Here is a 21718-nt window from a genome sequence, read left to right as displayed (position 1 = left end):
CTCATAATTTCTTTGTATTGTGTCTTATCCAACGATTCAATGGGCCAATAAATAATATCGGATGTTGTTTCTTTTGTGAATGCGAGTGATCCTCCGGGTCTGTGTACTCCACCATTATCTATTTAGCAAGTTTCTTTTATTTAACCTTACCAACCTCTTCAATGAGAAGGTCACCCAATTGTATGCCCTTAATTGCTTCCGCTGGAATAGATACATTTATACCATTTACTGTATTTGATATAGTAGTAGACCATCTCACATTGCCCGAAATATCTACTGCTTTTACCTTAATAAGGTCATGTTTTCCTGAATACATTGCACAAACAATATAATCTCTATCGGAATCAATAAACTCATTTGTCTGCATGTAGTAAAAATTGTTGTTGAAATTGACAGATATGTTTTTAGAGAAGGTTATAGCTCCATCCCAGTCCACACTGGCAATTTTTAATTTGTGCAAACCATTGCCGAAACTATGACTTTCAAGAACAGCTTCGCCCGAATAACCCGAACACCAAATTTCTTCTATATACTCACCATCCATAAATAAAAAGAGAGAGTTAGTGTTATCTGGATAGCCGGTGGCACTAATCCCAACAGTACCAGAAATGTTGTTGTTCAGATTTAGAACAGTTTCCTCCATCGTATGGACAGAAATGTCGATAGCTTTTTCCGTATTTGAAACCTCGAAATTAGGATAATGAAAACCGATATCTGTTGTATCGGCATCAACATTTTCCTGTAATGAAGTTGTTGAACAGATAAGCTGAGCGTTTTGAGTAATATCACCAAATCCTGCGTCTATAAATGGGCAATCCTGTTTCAGGAAACATGGTTCAAGTGGACTTTTTCCTTTAACATAGGGAAACTCTTTCGCAACAATTGGCTTAGTTTCTTTCAATTCTTTGTTTTTGTTCTGTTTATTTCCGTAGTAACCATTATTCTGAATAAAATCTACTACATAATATCCGTCAACTAAATTGAGCCCGTATTTTTGCGAATTAGATACAACATTATTTACAATATTAACAACTCCAGCATCTTCTTCAAGAGCTGAGCCATAGATAGTTATGCCAGAATCTTGGTAAAAATCACATGTGTTGTTTGTTATTAAAATCTTGCTATCTCTATCTACTGCACCACTATCGGATGCCATATAGATATTAATCCCGCTATAATAACTTCCAAAGATTTGGTTGTTAACGATATCTGTAAGTTCAATGCCAGATTCACCAATTCCATAAACACAATAATGCACACGGTTATTTTGTATGGGATAATCAAGCCCGATATTATTAGTAGCAATACCAACATATGCAAATTCTATAACTGAATATGTTATTTTTGTAGAGATTGAAGCGGTCTGGTCAATATAAATTGCGCAGTAATAATCCGCATATCCCGGTGTGGTAGCATCTGAAGTGAAAGTTATTAAATTATCAGGAGTTCCCCTTGCGACTAATGTCCCGCCGTTATTTACAAATAACGCACCTGAACTACCATATTGAACAACAGTTCCGGGTTCAATTATCAACAACGCCTGAACATTTACATTTGCCGTAACATGATATACGTTACCGGATTCCCAGATAGTATTAATTGTTATATTTGTGTCTATTTCTATAACTTCTTTCGTTTGCTCAATGCGCTGTGTAAAATTATTTAACTGCACTTTGCCATTGCTAATAGCACATATACCTCCTCTTGAAGCATCGGGCTTCATCTTAAGTTTTTTGCCTGCCCACTCTCCTTTGTCGAGAGCAGGCGGGAAAGATTTAAAATCTTCAGGACTAAAAACATTCTTTGCCTCATCTTCAGGACAAACGATACGAGCACCCAGTCCTATTATTTGGTTAAGAGCTAGTGAAGCACTTATTTGGACAGATGAATTTCCGTCTTTCCGGAGCGCAATTAAAGGTTTTACTGCACGCATGTCTTTTATTTTTCCTAATGCTCGTGCTGTACTACTTCGAACATTCGGATTCTTATCCTTCAGAACAGAAACAAGTGGCTCTACTGCCCTTAAATCGCCTATATCGCCCAATACTCTTGCTACATTTATTCGAATATTTCCATCTTTCAATAAAACATTGATAAGAGGTTCTATTGCTCTTGGGTCGCCTATGTCCCCTAATGCCGAAGAGGCACCTATTCTAACAAAGTCATTTTCTTCATCATTCAGCAAAGCAGCAATGAGTGGTTCTACGACAGAAGGGTCTTTTATCTTGCCAAGCGCCTTTGCCGCAACTCCCCTGTTCTCAAATGAATCCCCCTCCTTTAAAATTTTAATAAGCGGTTCTATTGCACGTGTGTCGCCTATTTCTCCCAATGCTGCTATTGCACTATTCCTGACTCGCAAAGTTTCATCGTTTAGAACAGAAATAAGTGGCTCTACTGCGCGAGGGTCTTTTATTTTACTAAGCGCCTCTGCTACAAAATGTTTTACATGTTCACTTTTATCATCCAATAAGACGGTAATTAATGGCCCCACTGCCCGAGAGTCCTTTATAGCCCCTAATGCTCTCGCCGCACTCACTCTAATATGCTCATTTTCATCTTTTAATAAAATATCAATGAGTGGTTCTATAACACGAGGGTCTTTTGTATTATAAGCTCTTTGTGCCGCGCGTCTTCGGATATCAGAATTTTCATTTCCTAAATCTTTAATCAAAAGCTCTACTGCGCGAGAATTTTCATCCCCTTTCTTAACAACTTCCCCCTTATGTTTACACGATATAAGCGTTACTAAAAGACACAGGGAGATTAATAACAGCAATGGTTTTATTTTCATTTTGTTTCCTATACTGCTAATTGAAGTATGTCCATATATTATCACCAATGAGAATCATATGTTGGCATGCAGAAAATTTAGGAAGTGTACAGGTAGCAAGCCAAGCGCTATTAACATCGGTTGCTCCACCTGCGAGAGCGCTCCACCAATCTCTTATAAACCAATTATAAATGATTAAATTCACTCTACCCGTATAATCGTCCCATCCACAGTAAGTCGAATTACCAGCAGGAGGGTAATGTATCCCCACAGCCTCAGCCATATCTTCGTATTTTGCCGAATAGCAGGAATCAAAGAACGTTATCCTGAGCTTTTCAATGCCTGCATAATACCTTGAAGTGGTTAAAGCGGTCATTGATATTCCGTTTTGTTCCCAGCCTTCCGGAAGTTCTTGGTAATCGGGCGGCACATTCTCGCCGTAATCTCTCTTCATAATGGAAAAAATGCGCTTGTTTCCGAAAATTTCTATGAATGTTCTTTGCACTTTTTCTCCTTCTTTGCCAAGTTCACAGTTGCCGTGACCAATATGGTACCAGTGCCGAACATTTTGAGCTCCTGTCAACATATATTCTATATTCTTCTCTGTACATTGGTAATCGTAAAGAATTACATAAGAAAAATCTCTTTCTATACATGCGTCTATCAGTACCCCTATTGCATCATAGATAACTCGCCTCTGTGCAGTTAGTTGCTTGTCCGGTAGTGTTATTAGAACAACGGCGTTTCTAGTATCCTCACTTTTTTTATCAAATGATTCTAACATTTGGGCTTGCCAGTTTTTACTCTCATCAGAAGAGTTTACTTCTCCGAGAAACAACCCCCCAGACACTTCTTCTATAACAATGTCATAAAACATTTTATTTGTAAAAGTTGTAGTAGGAATAGATAGATTTACATTGCCAACCACAGAGTTTGACCAAACAACACTGTCGTGAAAATCAACAATATTTACACTCAAATCATAACTTCCAGAATACATCGCACAGAGGTTATAATCTTTGCTTGGTTTAAAGAAATAACTTGCCTGCATATGGTAAAGCACATTATTGAAATTAACAGGGATATTGGAAGAAAGTGTTATACTCCCATCATAATCAAAACCTACAACTTTTAGTTCGTGCAAACCGTTACTAAATCTATAACTATCAAGACCAATAAAACCAACTTCTTCGTCTCGAAAGCTTGAAATCGGCCCTATATACTCACCATCCATAAATAAGAAGACCTGGCTGGTATTGTCGGTGTATCCGGTGATGCCGATTTCAACAACATCTTCCAAGTTATCCGGGTCGCCGCTAACTTCAACTGAAAGTTCCGCTGGTCCTTCCCCCTCAAAGCCCCAGTTGTTAGCCAACATTGCGTAGTCAATAAAATTAACAAATTCATCACCATTAAAGTTGCCGTCTGCCCAACCTTGCCCGCTCTCTAACCAGTTTGATGAGAGTATGCCTAAGTCAACATTGTCAACTTTGCAGTCAAGATTTGCATCACCGTATTCAGTCCCAAGAAGTGTTCGGAGCATATAGTCCATATCATCCTTATTTACTAATCCATCATTGGTCAAATCGCATATCGGATTATTCGTTCCTGAATTAATCTCGGCATATAATAGGTCAATATCATCTGCATTTACAGTATCATTGTTATTAAAATCGCCTCTTATTCTTATAGTTCCAAAATTGGGATAGTGAAATCCAATATCGGTTGTATCAGCATCAACATTTTCCTGTAATGATGTTGTTGAACAGATAAGCTGAGCATTTTCGGCAATATCGCCAAATCCTGCATCTATAAACGGGCAGCTCTGATCAAGGAAACACATCTCAAGTGGTTCTTCTCCTGTAATATACGGAAATTCTGTTGCAATAACAGGGTCAGTTTCTTCAAATTCCCAATTTTTATTTTGGTTATTCCCATAATAACCTGTATTTAAGACATAGCCCGCCATATAGCCGTCAACAAAGTTGAGCCCATATTGATATGACTCTGAAACAATATTATTTGCAAGCATAATAACGCCTGCGTTTTCTTCCACAGTTACACCATGCACGGTTATGCCTGTATATTGGTAGTAATCGCAGGTATTGTTCTGGATTAGTATGTGGCTGCCGCTGTCTTCTTCTGCAGTTTCAGATGCCATGTATATTTCTATACCATGGTAATAACTTCCAAAAATCTGATTGTTAGCGATATCTGTATGTTCAGTGCCGAACTCGCCAATTCCAAAAGCGCAGTATTGGATATAGTTATTTTGTATGGGACTATCCAATCGGATATTGTTAGTAAAAATACCCACGTATGCAAATTCTATGACTGAATATGTTATTTGTGTGGAAACTGAAGCAGTGTCTTCAATATAAATTGCGCAGTAATAGTCTGAATATCCCGGCGTAGCGGAATCCGAAGTGAAAGTTATCAAATTATTGGGAGTCCCTCTTGCTATTAGAGTTCCGCCGTTATTTACAAATAATGAACCCGAACTACTATATTGAACAACAGTTCCCGGCTCAATTACTAACAATGCCTGAACGTTTACATTGGCTGTAACATGATATACATTACCGGATTCCCAAATGGTGTTGGTTGTTATGTCTGTGTCTATTTCTATAATCTCATCTAATTCAGAGTAACTTATGGAATTGGATGATTGGATATTATTATTCTGCCTATTTGTAAATTCCCATTTTTTGGGTTTACTATTAATCCTGTTCCTTAACGGTTTAATATTAAATTTGTTCTTTTGGAAAATATCAAATTTATGATGGGGATTTTTGAAAGATTTGGGCATGAAACTGTTTTTTGTTTTGTCTTTGGGACAGCGAAAGAGATGCTCTTTATCTTCCTGCGAGTTTTTTTGATTAAATTCTTTTCTTGGTCGCTCTTTGCAAGCAAGAGGATTTTGTTTTGCATAACTTAAGATGTTGAAGCCTAAAAGAATTGCTAAACCAAAAACCAAAACAATAAATAAAAGCCGTCCTTTCATTTTTGCCTCCTGTTTTTAGGATTATAAAAAGAAGTGTTGAGATTGAATTTTGAACAAATTCGTAGGAATAATTGTTCTTTACGCATGGTGAATCTCCACCACCTTACAGCGGTAACTTTTTTACAGGGAAAACTTATTACTTATTTGGTTTTACCACAATTATTATTTTTGTCAAGGAGATTTACGAGCAACAATCCTTTCCCCTATTTCAGCGGCTTTATTTAAGTATTCCAACTTTTCTTTGACTGTTCCTTTTCTATCCATACCGCAGCATAAGAGTTCTAATTTATAGTCGGTATCGATAGTCACAAATAAATTCTTCACGATTGATTTTGCATTTTCAAAAAAGTCTTTTCTATCAGATGCCTCTACGCATATAAAAGCGCCGATTTTTCTCTTTTTTGCCTTATAGGTTTGAAAAATATTCTTCGCAAGCCATAGGCACTGGAACCTATCTATGAACATTTTCGTCTGCGCTGAAACACTTCCGAAAAATATGGGGGAGGCAAGGATTATCGCATCCGCTTTGTTTGTTTCCGAAAACACCTTCTGCCAGTCGTCTTTTATAATACAAACCCCGTCTTTTCTTATATTTTCGCATTCTTGACAGGGGGAAAACTTAAGCTCATTCAGTATAATTTTTTTAGTTTTAGCTCCTTTTCTTCTGGCAACTTCTAATGCTTTATCCAAAAGGATTTCTGTATTTCCACCTCTTCTGGGACTTCCCGATATACCGATTATTTTCATAAATATATTTTATATTTTAGAGATACGTTGAAATACATAGAAATATATTGAGATAAATTGTCTTTTGGCTATGTATTTCAACCATATTTCAACCATATTTCCATTGTATTTCAATTTTTGATATTTCATTTTAGTTCTTACCCCGAACCCCACATGGTTCGGGGTTACTTTATCCATCCACCGCCAATAACCTTATCTTTGTTATAGAACACAACAGCCTGCCCCGAAGTAATGGCTCTTTGAGGTTTATTAAATTTCACTTTTACCAAATCTTTATCCGTAGAAGAAATTACCGCCTCGCTTTCTTTGCTTCCGTATCTTATCCTGGCTTTTACTTTTAACGGCTTTGTTAATTTTTCTATATCTATCCAATTTAGGTTTTTTGCTGTCAGAGTGTCTTGATATAGTTCTTTCTCTTCACCGATTACTATAACATTTTTCTGCTGAACAATATGAATAACATACATCGGTTTTTTATGACACCCCAACCCTTTTCTTTGCCCAACAGTATAAAAAGCGATACCTTGATGCTTCCCAATCGCTTCTCCTTTATTGTTTACTATTAAACCATCTTTGCAGGCATCGTTGAGATGCTTTCTTAAAAATTCCTGCAGGTCGCAATCCTGAACAAAACACACGTCCTGACTTGCGGATTTATCATGAGTTTTTAAGCCGATTTTTTTTGCAAGCTTACGGACATCTTCTTTCGTATAATCGCCAAGCGGAAAAAGGGTATACTCTAATTGTTCTTGGGATAGAGGAAAAAGAAAATATGACTGGTCTTTTTTTTTGTCTTTGCCTTTTTTTAGAAGATATCTTTCGTTTTTCCTATCATATCCAACTTTAGCATAATGCCCTGTGGCAATATAATCCGCGCCCAAAGATTTCGCCTTACGAAAAAGCGCGCCGAATTTTATCTTTTCGTTGCATATGATACACGGATTAGGAGTTTTTCCTCTTGCATATTCCGAGTAGAAATATTTTATGACTTTTTCCTTAAATTCTTTTCTGTAATCAAACGAATAAAACGGAATTCCAAGTTTTTGACAAACGCCTCGAGCATCTTCCCTGCCTTGGCTACCACAACCTCGTCCATGCTCTTCCATACCAAAGAGCTTTAAATTTACCCCTATAACTTCATAGTTCGCTTTTACCAATAAACTCGCAGCTACAGAAGAATCTACTCCCCCGCTCATAGCCACCACGACTCTTTTTTTGCTCAACATTTATCTAAATCCGGTAGTTTTTGTAAATCTACAGTGCTCTTATTTCCCATTTACAGAGTGGGCAGGTGAGAAGTTAGACAATAAGCATCATTATCAAGAATACGGTAAGGATAAAGAACAGAATAGACATTAGAAGTTTTATTAGAGCAATATTCCCACCCAAAATATCGCTTAAACGGACAGCGGTTGTGCCCCAATATGCCAATATAAAAATTACAATAAGCGGCGCGATAAACATAAAGTTATATATTAGAAGATACGTATAGGCAACGAATCTGTATTCACTAATGCCTGTTGCGTAAACAATCGTTGGCAAATATACCTGCCCTGTACATGACAATTCTAATATTGAAACTATAAAGCCGGTAATAAACGCTGCCAAGACATATCTTCTCAAGCCTGCATGCTCTTTGATGGTAGAGTGTATCTTCCTCTTTAAGAAATCCGGAAGTTGCAGCCACATTCCCTTGGCTTTTCCTCTCTTGCACTTAAAATAATCTAATAGGCTCAATATCCCAAGTATTAATGTAAATACTCCCACAATCCCGTATATAAACTTGGTGAAAGTTTCAAGGAAAGACAAATAATTTAAAAATTCAAATATTCCTATGCCGATCAAAAAATATGTGATAAATAATGCTGATGTAAAAGCAATACCTACGATGATGATTTCTCTTCCCTTTCTCTTTAAAATTGCGAGGTAAGAAATGAAAAATATTATTGTTGCAAAGGCACAGGGGTTTATCCCATCCATTAATCCTGCTCCTATTATGGCGAGAATACCGAACTGCTGAAATCTTTCCGCTATACTGCCTTCCGCAACATCTATTTTCTCGGTAGCTTCTGTTAAAGGCAGAGACGAACCTTTCGGATATTTCCCAATCAATTCAACGATTTTTTCTTTTGTAATTGTTTCCCCTATCAAAAAATCTTTACCTATAAAAATTGTCGGAGCTATTAGGCGTTTTTCTTCGGGGACGCCGCATATCCGGCATAATGTCTCATTTAGCTGCATATTCTCTCGAGTGCTTATGTTATATTCTTTAATCACCACAGATGGAATTTCTGATTTTACGGATTGTAAAACCCCGTGCGCCTTATCGCAGTCCAAACAGCCTCTTTCAAAGAAATAACCAATCTCTATTGTTTTTTCTACTACCCGACCAAAGATATGGACTGTTAATTCAGTTTCGCCAGGGCAATTCGTGTATACCTTCACGTTTCCTCTGATTGGACCGGGAGGAACTTCTGACGCTACACTAAAATCAATCATATATTTTTTAAATTTCTCCAGAGTAATTATTTCTGCGGAAAGATATCTTATGTTGTTTTCTACTCTTAAGACCTCAAAGTTATCGCCTTTTGTAGATATAACAACGGATGATGCTTTTTTTGTGCCGGCTGGGACATTGAAGTCTATGCGCTCACGGGATAATTTTATATCTCCCAAAACCTTCCCTTGCACTCCTACCAAAATAGTTTTCCGTCTTTCCAGATTTGTGCTAACATCAATCCTCCCTTGTAAATATCCCACGGGAGCATTGCTATCCAGCGTAACTTTTACTGAATAAACGTTTTTCCCCCATCGTTCTTTTTTCTCAACGCCGTCTAATTTTAAATACTCTTTATCAATTGTTATTTTATCGATTATAAGTTCTTGTTCTCCCCTCTGGATTATTTCAAATTGCTTAGTGACTTGTTTGTGTTTGGGAACATTCTTAAACGAAAGAGTTAGAGGCTTAACCTCAACCTCAACCTTGACTTCTCCCTTCAGTTTAAGGTTTATAGTAGGATTAAGAGGGTCGTTGGAACTGACATGAATAATCTTGGTTTGTTTCCCTATAAAACCTCCTGTTCGGAAAGTAACCCCTATTTGACCAAATGCTCCTGGAGCAATTTCCGTATCAGAGGCTTCTGCCTTTGAACATCCACAAGAGGCCCGAACTCTACCAATCTTTAAGGTCTCATCACCGACATTTTGGAATTTGAAAGCATGAGTTACATCTTCTCCTTGATATACAGACCCGAAATCGAATATGGTTTCCAAAAAAGAGATATTTGGAGTTTTTACGTCTTCGGCGCATGTAGACACAACGGGAAATACAAGAAGATAAAAAAACGCAATAATAAAAATCACTAACCTTTTCACTTTTAATTACCTTTTTCCAAGTTTTTAAAATTATAAGCGTATACCTAAAAAGTTTTAGGCCGCTTCTACGCTTTTTATTTCCGGGACTTCCTCTTTTAAAACTCTTTCAATGCCGTTTTTCAATGTCATTTGAGCCATAGGACATCCGCTACAAGCGCCCGTAAGTTTTACTTTTACGATTCCATCTTCGCTAACATCAACCAATTCTACATCTCCTCCGTCCGCTTGCAATGCCGGTCGTATTTTGCTTAAAGCTTTTTCCACTTTTTCTTTCATTTTTTCTCCTCTCCTCGCCGATTTTGGCGGGCTTTTTCTTTAAATAATCATCAATAGCGGATTTTAATGCTTGTTCAGCCAACATAGAACAATGCATTTTTATTTGCGGCAATCCGCCAAGCGCTTCCGCAACTGCTTTGTTTGATAAGGTCAATGCCCCTCATCTACGGTTTTGCCTTTCACATGTGGCTACAGCAACTCCACAGCCAAAAGTTTTGAATTTTGCGTCAACGATTACACCCGCCTGCTTGCTTCGCTTCGAAGCGGGCAGGTTGTCTTTTACTCTAATATAAAGCTCCATTATATCACTACAAACAGGATTGCCCACATGCCCAATACCATCAGCATCTTTTATTTCACCTACATTCCTTGGATTTTTAAAGTGTTCCATCACTTTTTCACTGTATCGCATGCATGTTTTTCCTTTCAATCTACTCTATTATTATCCAACATCCTATCAATTGCTTTTCTCGCTTTCTGCCTTATCATTTCTTCTACCTTAATTTCGTATTTCATTTCTTCAAGGGACCAAAGCACTTTTTCCAAACTATTCTTTTTCATATCCTCACAGATTGCCTGTTTAGAAGCAGGATAGAATTTTTTGCCCGGATGGTCTTTCTGTAATTTGTAAATAATTCCCACTTCTGTGCCAATGATTATTTCCTTGCTTTTTGTCTTGCGAGCATAATTAAGCATACCGGTTGTAGAGAATACTTTATCCGCCAGAGCAATTACATCAGGAGTGCATTCGGGATGCACTATTACTTCAGCTTCGGGGTGTTCCCTTTTTACTTCCCGGACATCGTCAGCCAAAATCCTAGCATGAATTGGGCAATATCCTTGCCAGAAAATTATTTCCTTGCCCACCCTCGAAGTAGTGGCGGGTTTATGAATTTGACTTGCAACATATTGCCCTAAATATTTATCAGGGATGAAGATGATTTTTTGTGCAGATAAAGAATTCACTATCTTAACAGCATTTGCCGACGTACAGCATACGTCGCTTTCGGCTTTCACCTCTGCCGTTGTGTTCACATATGCCACAACAACCGCATCCGGATGTTTTTTCTTTAAATCACGCAGTCCCTCCACATCAATCATGTCTGCCATTGGACAGCCAGCATTTATGTCCGGTATAAGCACAACTTTTTCAGGACAAAGAATTGAAGCGGTCTCCGCCATAAAATGAACACCACAGAATACGATTACTTCGGCCTCCGTTTCAGCCGCTTTCCGGCTCAATCCCAAAGAATCTCCCAAAAAATCAGCTATGTTCTGGACTTCAGGCAGTTGATAGTTGTGAACCAATATGACCGCCTTTCTCTTTTTCTTAAGATCCTTTATTTTTTGTACGATGTTGTTCATCATCTTCCTCGCTTTGTTCGGAAATAGACTAAATCTCCCCACTACGACATTACGTTGGGGGAAGACTACAGACTTTTAAAAATTTTAAGTCTTCGGTCTTCGGTCTTTGGTCTAAACATCTTTTATACCCTATATTTCAAAATTTCTTCCCCGCTTATTTTCTCAGCATTAATTGTTTCCTCTTTATCCTCTGGGAAAATTTTCACGTTTATATTAGCCGGTCCGTTTTTGCAATAATAAGCAACTATCCTGGATGCAATTTCTAAGCCCGCATTTTCTCTCTTACCGCGGCCGATTGCAACCGGACCTTTTGACGCCGGCTCAAAAATGATGTCCCCTTCTTTGGCAAGTTGTAGCAATTTTAAGTTCTCTTTATGGTCTCTACCAACTACTAATTTGAAAGAATCACTTAGACTAAAATATCTGCCGGTTTTCATTAAATTTATGAAATCAGTATCAAGCATATTAGACTTCATAAGATTTTTAACTTTTAAACTAAACCCCGAGTCTGTTAAAAGACATCCGCCTGCCGGGGCGCCGTAACCTGAAATATTATATTTTCCCGCCAGTTTATATTGTTTTTTACGGGAACGCCCTTCTATGTCTAAGAGTTCTTCCCTGTTTATCCAACCCTCTTTTTCGGGAATACTGGGAGAGAAAAGCTTAGCGCAGAGAGCGCGAACAATTAACCCTTCCATTCCACTTTCTCTTTCTATAAGCTCTATTGATTGTCTGTTTTGACTCATAGGACGTTGCCCCAAGACTTCCCCCGTAACAACAAAACTTGCTCCTAACTCTTTCATTAATTGGTGTGCTTGTCTTAGTTCTAACATTCTACAATCTATGCACGGATTAAGGTTTTTACCATAACCATGTTTAGGGAACTTTAACATCTTAAAAAATTCTGCCGATATATCCAACAATCTTAAATCAATGTTCAATATTTTCGCCAATAATTTTACTCTCTGGCTAGTGCCATCTCCGCTAAAAGGGGTTATAAAAGTAACTCCAATAACCTCTATGCCCTGTTCCGATATAACTTTCGCGGCTAAGACGCTGTCCAATCCACCCGAAATAAGAGCTATTGCTTTCATGTTATTAGAGGTCTATCTTCCGTAGGTTCAAATAAATAACGGTCACCCAAATCCGGCAAAATAACAACAATTAATTTGCCTTTATTTTCTTCTCTTTCGCCAATTTTCAATGCCGCATAAACAGCTGCGCCTGACGAAATTCCCGCAAATATCCCTTCTTCTTTAGCAAGTCGGCTGGCAGTTGTCATGGCTTCTTCATTCGCTACTGTTATCACTTCGTCAATAATACCCCGATTCAACACTTCTGGAATAAAACCCGCGCCAATTCCCTGAATCTTATGAGGACCAGACTTACCGCCGGAAAGAATCGGCGAACCCGCAGGTTCAACGGCAATAGCTTTAAATAACGATTTTTTCTTTTTAATCACTTCTGCAATACCTGTAATCGTTCCTCCAGTCCCAATTCCTGCAACCAAAACATCAACTCTGCCGTCCGTATCATCCCAAATTTCTAATGCTGTCGTCCTTCGATGTGCTTCAGGATTAGCCGGATTCTTAAATTGTTGCGGCATAAAGGCCTTTGGGTTCTTTCTCACGATTTTTTCCGCTTTTTTGATTGCGCCTCTCATACCTTCACTCCCGGGCGTAAGAACAAGCTCGGCGCCTAAGGCTCTAAGCACATTTCTTCTTTCCCTGCTCATTGTCTCCGGCATAGTCAGTATTAATTTATACCCTTTGACAGCACAAACAAAAGCAAGTGCAATTCCAGTATTGCCTGATGTGGGCTCTACAACAACGGAATCTTTTTTCAGTAACCCTTGCTTTTCTGCCTCTTCAATCATGTTTACTCCTATACGGTCCTTAATGCTCCCGCAAGGATTGAAAAATTCCAGTTTCCCGACAATTTGCGCGTCTACGCCCCTTGCTATTTTATTTAATTTTACCAAAGGCGTATTACCTATTAGTTCGGTTATATTATTTGCAATCTTTGCCATATTTATTCCTCCCTGTCCGCGGCGCCATTATGTCGGAGAAATTAATCCTCAACATAAGACCTTGAAACTGCGTTCCGATTAAATATGATACATCTCTACTTTTCCATCTTCTAATTTGTCTTTTTGCGTCTTTACCATATCTTCCAGAGTTATCGAATCCAGAACATCAAACATTGCTGTTCTCAGTTTTTCCCAAATCTCTCGGGTAACACAAGCGGCATTCCTTTTGCATGATTTTGGATTATCTATGCAAAATACAGGCAACATCGAACCTTCAACCGCCCGAATTATCTCGCTTAATTTTATATCGGACGTCTTCTTTGCCAAACTAAATCCACCATTTCTTCCTTGAACGCTAATCGCTAAACCGCTTGACACCAGAGTTCTCATTATATTTTCTAAATATCTTTCCGAGATTTCTTCTCTTCGGGCAATGTCTTTCAGCAACACTGTTCCCTCCGCTATATGCATTGCCAAATCCAACATAGCTCTTGTCCCGTAACGCCCTCTTGTAGAAAGTTTCATAGCTCTTATCCCTTTAACAACAGTATTATCATCGTTTTAGTGATAATTATAATATATCTTAATTTTTTGTCAATCCCGTTAGATGAAGAATTCTCTAATAACTACAAACACCAAGTCTCTTTCTTGTGCATCTGGTTGACTTCTAAATATTTAAACTGCTATCATGACCGATAGAATAGGTCATATGACCGATTCCATCGGTAACAAAAGAGGGGGGATAAAATGTTAGAACCATTATTCAAGTCTGAAATAAAGGAGAAAATACTACTTTTTATTTTTACGCATGTTGAATCATATGCCAGGGAGATGGTGAGGATTTTTGGCTTTAATCTTGATAGCGTCCAAAAGCAATTGCTAAGCCTTGAAAGAGGTGGTGTTTTATACAGCAAAACCAGAGGCAGGGTGAGGCTCTTTGGAATAAATCCGAGGTATCCCTTTAAAAGAGAATTGGAACAATTATTAAAGAAAGCGCTGGATTTTATTCCAGAGGAGGAGAAAAAGAAATTCTACACCCCGCGGCTTAGACCAAGAAGAACAGGAAAACCGTTATGAGAGATAGAGATAAAGAAATCAAGGATATGTCATTAGTAGAACTGGCTTTCTATGTTTCAGACCACCTTCACAAAAATGGAATAGAAGCAGTGCTTACAGGCGGGGCATGTGTTTCAATATATTCTAATAACGCTTATCTGTCCTATGATTTGGATTTTGTTATTCAACGTTATAAAAACAAGGTGAATGCGCGAGATGTATTAGCAGAGATTGGATTCTTTGAAAAAAGCCAGAGTTTTTATCATAAGGAAACTGATTATTTTATTGAATTTGTACCGGGGCCCCTTGCAGTTGGCAGCGAGCCGGTAAAAGATATATCAGAATTAAAGAGAAGGGCTTGGAAGCTAAAGTTGCTTTCTCCAACAGAATGCGTCAAAGATAGATTAGCCGCTTTCTATCATTGGAATGATATGCAATCATTAGAACAGGCGCTCCTTGTTGCGAAAAAGCACAAAATAGATTTGGGAGAAATTGGGCGTTGGTCCAAAAACGAGATGATGGAAAGCAAGTTTGCTGAATTTAAAAAATTATTGAAATAGCCTTTCCCTTTATCTATTCCTTCCGTCCTTTATGTGCGAAAGTTCAGCAACATAAATAGAAATACCTATCTATGCTTTAATAAACCCCGATAGAGATTTAAAAAACGCAAAACGTTTATCAACAGGACAAGCAATTATCACGCTATATAATATTTGATACGCAACTTGTTAAATCTCTAACGGGGTTGACATATGCCCAACTGATTTTTATAATACGCTTTCATTCTCGCCTGCTTGCCCACCTGCTGCGAATCGGGCAGGCTTATGCAAGAAGCAGGCAGGTATTCAAAAATTTACTCAAAATACAGGAGGTTAAAAATGGCTATACGAATAGCAATTAACGGTTTTGGAAGAATCGGCAGGAATGTTTTTAGAGCGGGTTATAAAAATCCCGATATCGAATTGGTGGCAATCAATGATTTAACAGACGCAAAAACGCTTGCTCATCTTCTCAAATACGATTCGACTTTCGGCATTATGCCTGCAGATGTTAAGACAGACGGAAACAACCTCATTGTTGACGGAAAGAAAATACAAATTTTATCCGAGAGAGACCCAGTAGCATTGCCCTGGAAAGATTTAAATATAGACTTGGTTATTGAATCAACCGGTAAATTCACAAATAAAGAAGGCGCCTCTAAACATCTGACGGCAGGGGCAAAAAAAGTTTTAATTTCGGCTCCTGCAAAAGACGCCATTGATGCGACAATTGTTATGGGAGTAAACCAGACAATATACGACAAGAATCAACATAATATTGTTTCAAATGCTTCCTGCACAACTAATTGTCTTGCACCTGTTGCTAAAATCTTAAATGATAATTTCGGAATAAAAAGAGGTCTTATGACAACGATTCATTCATACACAAATGACCAGGTTATTCTGGATTTCCCACATAAAGACTTAAGACGCACAAGAGCAGCTGCTTTGAATATCATACCCACCTCAACCGGTGCCGCCAAAGCGGTCGGACTCGTTATACCGGAACTAAACGGCAAATTAAACGGTTTGTCCTTAAGAGTTCCTACTCCTAATGTTTCTATAGTAGATTTGGTATGTGATATAGAAAAAGAAGCAACAGTTGAAACAATAAACAAAGCTTTTGAAGACGCCGCTAACGGCGCATTAAAAGGCATATTACAGTATTGTGACGAACCGTTGGTTTCGCGAGATTTCTACGCAAATCCGCATTCTGCCATATTGGACGCTGGTTCAACTTATGTAGTTGACAAAACAATGGTTAAGGTGCTTGCCTGGTATGACAATGAATGGGCATATTCGGTAAGAATGCTTGATTTGGCAAAATACATGCTTGCCCCGTTAGAGATTTGAAAAAACGTTAAGTATTTGTTTAAGCGAATAAGCAGTTATCGCTCTGTAATGATTTGGATAGCAACTTGTCAAATCTCTAACGGGGTGAAAATAAAAATCAACAGGGTAAATAAGCGATGAGAAAAGTAACGATAGAAGATTTTGACCTTAAAGGCAAAAGAGTCTTTATGCGTGTTGATTTCAATGTCCCGCTTAACGAAGGTAAGGTTCAGGACGACACAAGAATACGCGCGGCATTACCAAGCATAAAGTATGCTCTTGAGAAAGGAGCAAGGCTTATCCTTGCCTCCCATCTTGGCAGACCAAAAGGGAAGATTTCTCAAGACCTCCGCATGGCGCCTGTTGCCCAAAGATTGTCTTCTTTACTTAATAAAGAGATAAAAACAACATCTGATTGTATAGGCGAAGAAGTAAAAACAGTTGCCAGCAACTTAAAAGAAGGCGAAGTAGTCTTGCTTGAAAACGTGCGTTTCCATCCGGAAGAAGAGGCTGATGACGCAGACTTCTCTAAACAATTGGCATCTTTAGCTGATATTTACATAAACGACGCTTTCGGAACTTCTCATCGCGCTCACGCATCAACTTGTGGAATAGCCTCACTTCTTCCTTCTGGTGTAGGGTTTCTTATGAAAAAAGAAGTTGAATACTTTTCAAAAGCGCTTGAGGCGCCTGAAAGACCATTTTTAACTATCTTGGGTGGCGCTAAAGTCTCAGATAAAATAGGCGTCATAACGAATCTATTAGACAAAGTTGATTCCTTGATTATCGGCGGCGCAATGGCATATACTTTCTTGAAAGTGCAAGGCATTAATATAGGAGATTCTTTGGTCGAAGAAGAAAAGAAGGTGGAAGCAGAAAAAATCTTGAAAAAAATTAAAGAGAAAGGCGTTAAGCTCGTTCTGCCAATTGACCATATAATTACTCCTGCCCAACAAGATTCGGCGGGCAAGCAGGAAATAAAAGAAGGCGCTGAAACAAAACAAACTCAGGACGCTATAATACCTGACGGCTGGAAAGGCGTGGATATCGGAGAAAAAACCATAGTTGCTGCTAAGATTTTAATCAAAGAAGCAAAAACAATCGTCTGGAATGGTCCAATGGGAATATTCGAGATGGAAAAATTTTCAAAAGGCACCAAAGAAATTGCCCAAGCTATTGCCGAATCTAATGCCGTATCTATTGTCGGTGGTGGAGATTCTGTAAGCGCTGTAGAGAAATTTAATCTCAAAGGAAAATTTTCACACATATCAACCGGCGGAGGCGCATCCCTAGAATTTTTAGAAGGAAGAGAACTTCCGGGCGTAACCGCTATACCTATTCGTCCAGGGTAAAGGAATAAAATTATGATAACGTTTATAACTACAGTTCATATTATTGTGTCTTTGGGGCTAATAGCCGTCGTTTTGCTACAAGCTGGCAAGGGTGCTGGTCTTGCAAATATCTTTGGAGGTGGAAGCAGTGGCATGTTTGCGCCTTCTTCGGGGGGACCAATTGCAAAAATTACCGCAGGACTTGCCATTTTATTTTTAATCACTTCGCTGTATCTATCTCTATCTACAAAAACAGTAAGGCGATCAGCCATTCTTGATAAAGTTATAACTCAAGAAGAGACTACAGTTCCGGCTACTAACTCAACAAGTGCTCCAACAAGCGGCGAGGAAATTCCGTTACAGGAATAATATTTAAGACAGAAAAAATGGAGATAGATAGATATATGTCGAAATATAATAGAAATACATTGTAGCAAAGTAATATATTTCTACCTTCAATATCTGTTTTCTGTGAAACGAAGGGAAAAATTATCGTGTCTGTCTATCTTTCGTTAGGTTCAAACATCGGCAACCGCTTTAAAAACATTCAAACTGCAATAAAACTGCTTAAAGAAAGTGGTTTTGACATTATAAAAACATCTTCCTTATATGAAACCGCGCCTTGGCCCGTTAGAAGAGATAAACCTGCCCGCCAAGTGGGTTCGTTGACAGGCGGGTCTCTAAACGGGCTAAAGAGTGTAACCGACCAGCCCAATTTCTTAAACCTCGTATTAAAAGGCAAAACAAAATTCTCTCCCGAAAAACTACTTCAAGAAATTAAACAAATAGAAAAAACAATGGGGCGGGAAAAAACAGAAAAATGGGGGCCAAGGATAATTGACATTGATATTCTCTTCTATAATAAAAAGATTATTAATATCCCAGAACTTCAGCCCGTTAAAAGTAATCCCAAAAGCTTTCGGGATGCCACGCCTTTGGTAGAGACTTTTAACAGGCTTACAATCCCTCATCCACAACTCCACAACAGGGCCTTTGTTCTTGTTCCTCTAAAAGAAATAGCCCCACGTTTTTTGCATCCGCTTCTTAAAAAAACTGCTTCACAAATACTAAATGATGTTGATGATAAAGAAAATGTAGTGTTGTATAATAAATAAAAAGACTTTTAAATTCGAAGTACGAAATGCGAAATGCCCCCTAGAAATTGCAAAGCAATTTCAGGGACTAAGTCCTCGGAATTCTTTGAATTCCAGAGGGGAAACAATGTTCAAATGACCAAAACTTCAATAACCAAAACCAAAAAGTTTGAGACATTAGGAATTTGGAATTTTGAATTTGTTTCAAGTTTCGATATTAGAATTTCAGATTTATAAGAAAAATGTCAAAAAAACTAAACTATTATATTGTTGGGCTATTCTTGATTATTTCCTTATTCCTCACCGGCTGCGCCACCGTCTATAATCCCGTTACAAACAGAGAAGAAAACACATTAATCGGCGAGAAAGAAGAAATACGGATTGGGAAGAAAGCCACCGTCTCTTTAGAAAAACAACATGGTCTAGTCAAAGATGCTCAATTAAACGCTCATCTAAACAATATAGGCCAAAAAGTTGCCCGAAAAAGCGGCAGACCTCATCTTCCCTACACATTCAAAATTTTAAAAATAAAGGAAGTGAACGCATTAGCCCTGCCCGGGGGCTATATATATGTAACCGAAGGGCTTTTAAAAGAAGCGCAAAATGACGCCCAGATTGCCTGCGTTTTAGGACATGAAATCGGACACGTGAACGCGCGGCACGCGATAAAAAGAGTGGAATCACAACTCGGCTACTCTCTGATTTACACTATACTTTTAGGTAAAAGCGAAAAAGATATACAAAACCTTGCAAACCTCACTTTCAATTTAACTTCTTTGGGATATTCAAGAAGCGACGAATTCCAAGCCGACGAGCTGGGAATAAAATATGCCTACAAAGCCGGTTACGACCCTTATGGAATGGTGCAATTTTTAAAAATATTAAAAGAACAATACAAAAAAACCCCTTCGCAAATAGACGTCTTTTTCTCAACGCATCCGCACGTTGACGATAGAATTGAACGAGCCGAAAAAATTGCGGGAAAATACGCGAAGGGACAAGGTTAATGGGTAACGGTAACGAAACCCGTATCGTTGTTCGGTTACGTTTCTCGTTAAAATACGTAACCTTAACCCAATGACGAAACGGGCATCGTAACCGTAGCCCTATTCCAAGAAATTTATATGAAAATAATTAAACAACCACATAAGCTTACCTTAACAATCAAATCCCTTAAAAAGGGAGGCAAGACCGTCGGGTTTGTCCCAACGATGGGTTCTCTCCACGACGGACATGTCTCGCTAATTAAAAAAGCACGAAAAGAAAATGATATTGTCGTATTAAGCATATTTGTCAACCCAACCCAGTTCGGCCCGAAAGAGGACTATAAAAAATACCCGCAGAATTTTTCCCGCGATAGCAACATAGCTAAAAAAGCAGGTGTTGATATTATATTCGCGCCTGCCGTTGAAGATATTTACCCAGTTAGAAGTAGGTCGCCAAAGGCGACTGCCACACCTTTAATGGGGACTTCTAATGGGGTGCACCCCGAAGGATTTTCGACCTACATAGTAGAAGAAGATTTATCTAAAATCCTTGAGGGTGCAATCCGTCCGGGTCATTTTAAAGGTGTCACAACGATCGTACTTAAACTATTTAACATCGTCGGCCCGGATATAAGCTATTTCGGTCAGAAAGATTATCAACAGACAGTCATAATAAAGAAAATGGTAAAAGACCTGAATTTAGATACCGAAATAAAAGTTCTGCCAACGGTGAGAGAAAAAGACGGTCTTGCACAAAGTTCAAGAAATATATATCTGACAAAAGAACAGCACAAATCCGCAACAATTCTTTGCCGCTCGCTAACGCAGGCAAAAAAAATCATCGCAAATGGCTTAACCGACGCCGAAAAAATAAAAGCAAAAATGCGGGCGCTGATAAGAGAAGAAAAAATCATCGGCATCGATTATATTGAAATAAGAGAACCAGAAACACTACAACCCGTTAAAAAAATATCTGGGAAAGTGGTAATATTACTTGCGGTTAAAGTAGGTAAAGTGCGGTTAATTGATAATGTGGTAATTAGAAAATAGATATCTTTAGACGATAAGGAAGGTTAGCTCTATGAATAAAGACGAAATAGTAAAATATTTTGAACTTTTTTCAAATCCTGACGGTGACGGGCTTGAACGATTCCTAAGTAGCAATGGCGAGAAGGAGGTTTTTCTGCGACTTGCAAATATCAATAAGGAATCCTTAAGTAAGGTTGAGCTTGACCAACTGTTAATCATTTCTGGGCTAACTGGAATGTCATATGGTTATTTTAAATACTATTGGCTAATGGCATCTAATAAACATTCTTACCCTGTTGATAAGTTGGAAGATTATGACGAGGGATTTTTGAATAAAGAAAAAGTTATTTCACTTCAACATCTTCGCTGGGGATTGCGAAGAATTTATACTGATTCTCTGCTTTACTACGGGCATATCACTAACGGATTTAACCGATTAAATATCAAAACTGAAGAGCAATTGATTAATTTTTTTGAAGGCAAAAGATTTCCTACTGAAAAAATTAAAATGCGAGGAAGACCCTTAGATTTTAAAATTATACCGCAAGAAGACAGATATCTAATTTCAGAAATGGCTTGTAAGACCTATGAAGCACCTGCAGATTCAGAACAAAATCTAAAACAATTCTTGATTGATAATTACATAGAAGCCAAGAAACAGGGACGAAATCGGGTCACAGTGAGAGACCTTTTTTCAAAGGATTTCGTTGCAGAATCAAAAAAGAAATATGAAAACCATCTTTCTCAATTAGAATTTTCTGCGGAGGACATTTTAGACCGAAGAA

19 protein-coding genes and 1 pseudogene are annotated in these 21718 nt (G+C 38.2%); 9 read left to right on the top strand and 11 right to left on the bottom strand.

All coding sequences use genetic code 11. The features are described 5' to 3' along the window. Nucleotides 1-136: 136 nt before the first annotated feature. The 11 genes and pseudogenes from KAS42_00315 to KAS42_00265 all read right to left on the bottom strand — a co-directional run bounded on the left by KAS42_00315 (nt 137) and on the right by KAS42_00265 (nt 14091). Nucleotides 137-2791: a HEAT repeat domain-containing protein gene (locus KAS42_00315; protein ID MCK4904677.1), complete on the bottom strand. Its 2655-nt coding sequence runs from the start codon at nt 2789-2791 to the stop codon at nt 137-139. 16 nt (nt 2792-2807) lie between these two features. Beyond that, nucleotides 2808-5774 carry a hypothetical protein gene (locus KAS42_00310; protein ID MCK4904676.1) on the bottom strand — a complete coding sequence of 989 codons (2967 nt, stop codon included), beginning with the start codon at nt 5772-5774 and terminating at the stop codon, nt 2808-2810. A 171-nt stretch (nt 5775-5945) separates the two neighbouring features. Next, nucleotides 5946-6521: a flavodoxin family protein gene (locus KAS42_00305; GenBank protein MCK4904675.1), complete on the bottom strand. Its 576-nt coding sequence runs from the start codon at nt 6519-6521 to the stop codon at nt 5946-5948. Nucleotides 6522-6685: 164 nt separating this feature from the next. Beyond that, the gene (gene mnmA / locus KAS42_00300) at nt 6686-7747 is read right to left on the bottom strand and encodes a tRNA 2-thiouridine(34) synthase MnmA (GenBank protein ID MCK4904674.1); all 1062 of its coding nucleotides are present in this window, start codon (nt 7745-7747) and stop codon (nt 6686-6688) included. Nucleotides 7748-7820: 73 nt separating this feature from the next. Next, the gene (locus tag KAS42_00295; protein MCK4904673.1) at nt 7821-9896 is read right to left on the bottom strand and encodes a DUF1573 domain-containing protein; all 2076 of its coding nucleotides are present in this window, start codon (nt 9894-9896) and stop codon (nt 7821-7823) included. A 54-nt stretch (nt 9897-9950) separates the two neighbouring features. After that, on the bottom strand, nt 9951-10172 hold the full coding sequence (locus tag KAS42_00290; protein MCK4904672.1) for a NifU family protein: 222 nt from the start codon (nt 10170-10172) through the stop codon (nt 9951-9953). Further along, nucleotides 10093-10584 (bottom strand): annotated as a pseudogene (locus tag KAS42_00285) (iron-sulfur cluster assembly scaffold protein). Before KAS42_00285 ends, KAS42_00290 begins: the two are co-directional and overlap by 80 nt. A 14-nt stretch (nt 10585-10598) precedes the next feature. Next, entirely contained in the window at nt 10599-11540 is a 942-nt protein-coding gene (gene nadA, locus KAS42_00280) for a quinolinate synthase NadA (GenBank protein ID MCK4904671.1), read from the bottom strand. Between the two features lie 119 nt (nt 11541-11659). Continuing rightward, nucleotides 11660-12631, bottom strand: coding sequence for a tRNA 4-thiouridine(8) synthase ThiI (locus KAS42_00275; protein MCK4904670.1), 972 nt, complete (start codon nt 12629-12631; stop codon nt 11660-11662). After that, nucleotides 12628-13566 (bottom strand): cysteine synthase A, encoded by a 939-nt coding sequence (gene cysK, locus KAS42_00270; protein MCK4904669.1) that lies wholly within the window; start codon nt 13564-13566, stop codon nt 12628-12630. Before cysK ends, KAS42_00275 begins: the two co-directional genes overlap by 4 nt. 78 nt (nt 13567-13644) lie before the next feature. Then, nucleotides 13645-14091, bottom strand: coding sequence for an RrF2 family transcriptional regulator (locus KAS42_00265; protein MCK4904668.1), 447 nt, complete (start codon nt 14089-14091; stop codon nt 13645-13647). 222 nt (nt 14092-14313) lie between these two features. Between KAS42_00265 and KAS42_00260 the strand changes: the two genes are divergently transcribed. The 9 genes from KAS42_00260 to KAS42_00220 form a co-directional block, all read left to right on the top strand. Beyond that, on the top strand, nt 14314-14643 hold the full coding sequence (locus KAS42_00260) for a hypothetical protein (GenBank protein MCK4904667.1): 330 nt from the start codon (nt 14314-14316) through the stop codon (nt 14641-14643). Next, nucleotides 14640-15182 (top strand): hypothetical protein, encoded by a 543-nt coding sequence (locus tag KAS42_00255; GenBank protein MCK4904666.1) that lies wholly within the window; start codon nt 14640-14642, stop codon nt 15180-15182. The genes KAS42_00260 and KAS42_00255 overlap by 4 nt, the downstream gene beginning before the upstream one ends. Before the next feature lie 318 nt (nt 15183-15500). Further along, nucleotides 15501-16514: a type I glyceraldehyde-3-phosphate dehydrogenase gene (gene gap / locus KAS42_00250; protein ID MCK4904665.1), complete on the top strand. Its 1014-nt coding sequence runs from the start codon at nt 15501-15503 to the stop codon at nt 16512-16514. A 116-nt stretch (nt 16515-16630) separates the two neighbouring features. Continuing rightward, on the top strand, nt 16631-17845 hold the full coding sequence (locus KAS42_00245) for a phosphoglycerate kinase (GenBank protein MCK4904664.1): 1215 nt from the start codon (nt 16631-16633) through the stop codon (nt 17843-17845). 12 nt (nt 17846-17857) lie between these two features. Beyond that, nucleotides 17858-18193 carry a preprotein translocase subunit SecG gene (secG, locus tag KAS42_00240; protein MCK4904663.1) on the top strand — a complete coding sequence of 112 codons (336 nt, stop codon included), beginning with the start codon at nt 17858-17860 and terminating at the stop codon, nt 18191-18193. Nucleotides 18194-18315: 122 nt separating this feature from the next. Beyond that, on the top strand, nt 18316-18939 hold the full coding sequence (gene folK, locus KAS42_00235) for a 2-amino-4-hydroxy-6-hydroxymethyldihydropteridine diphosphokinase (protein ID MCK4904662.1): 624 nt from the start codon (nt 18316-18318) through the stop codon (nt 18937-18939). 221 nt (nt 18940-19160) lie between these two features. After that, nucleotides 19161-19925, top strand: coding sequence for a M48 family metalloprotease (locus tag KAS42_00230; protein MCK4904661.1), 765 nt, complete (start codon nt 19161-19163; stop codon nt 19923-19925). A gap of 117 nt (nt 19926-20042) precedes the next feature. Further along, complete coding sequence (gene panC, locus KAS42_00225; protein MCK4904660.1) at nt 20043-20954, top strand: pantoate--beta-alanine ligase; 912 nt, start codon at nt 20043-20045, stop codon at nt 20952-20954. A 31-nt stretch (nt 20955-20985) separates the two neighbouring features. Continuing rightward, on the top strand, nt 20986-21718 hold a 733-nt coding region (locus KAS42_00220), incomplete at its 3' end, for a hypothetical protein (protein ID MCK4904659.1).

The sequence above is a fragment of the bacterium genome, assembly GCA_023135785.1.
Classification (GTDB): domain Bacteria; phylum CAIJMQ01; class CAIJMQ01; order CAIJMQ01; family CAIJMQ01; genus CAZNJA01.
The sequence above is the reverse complement of the archived record's forward strand: the minus strand, read 5'-3'. Positions and strand labels throughout refer to the sequence as shown.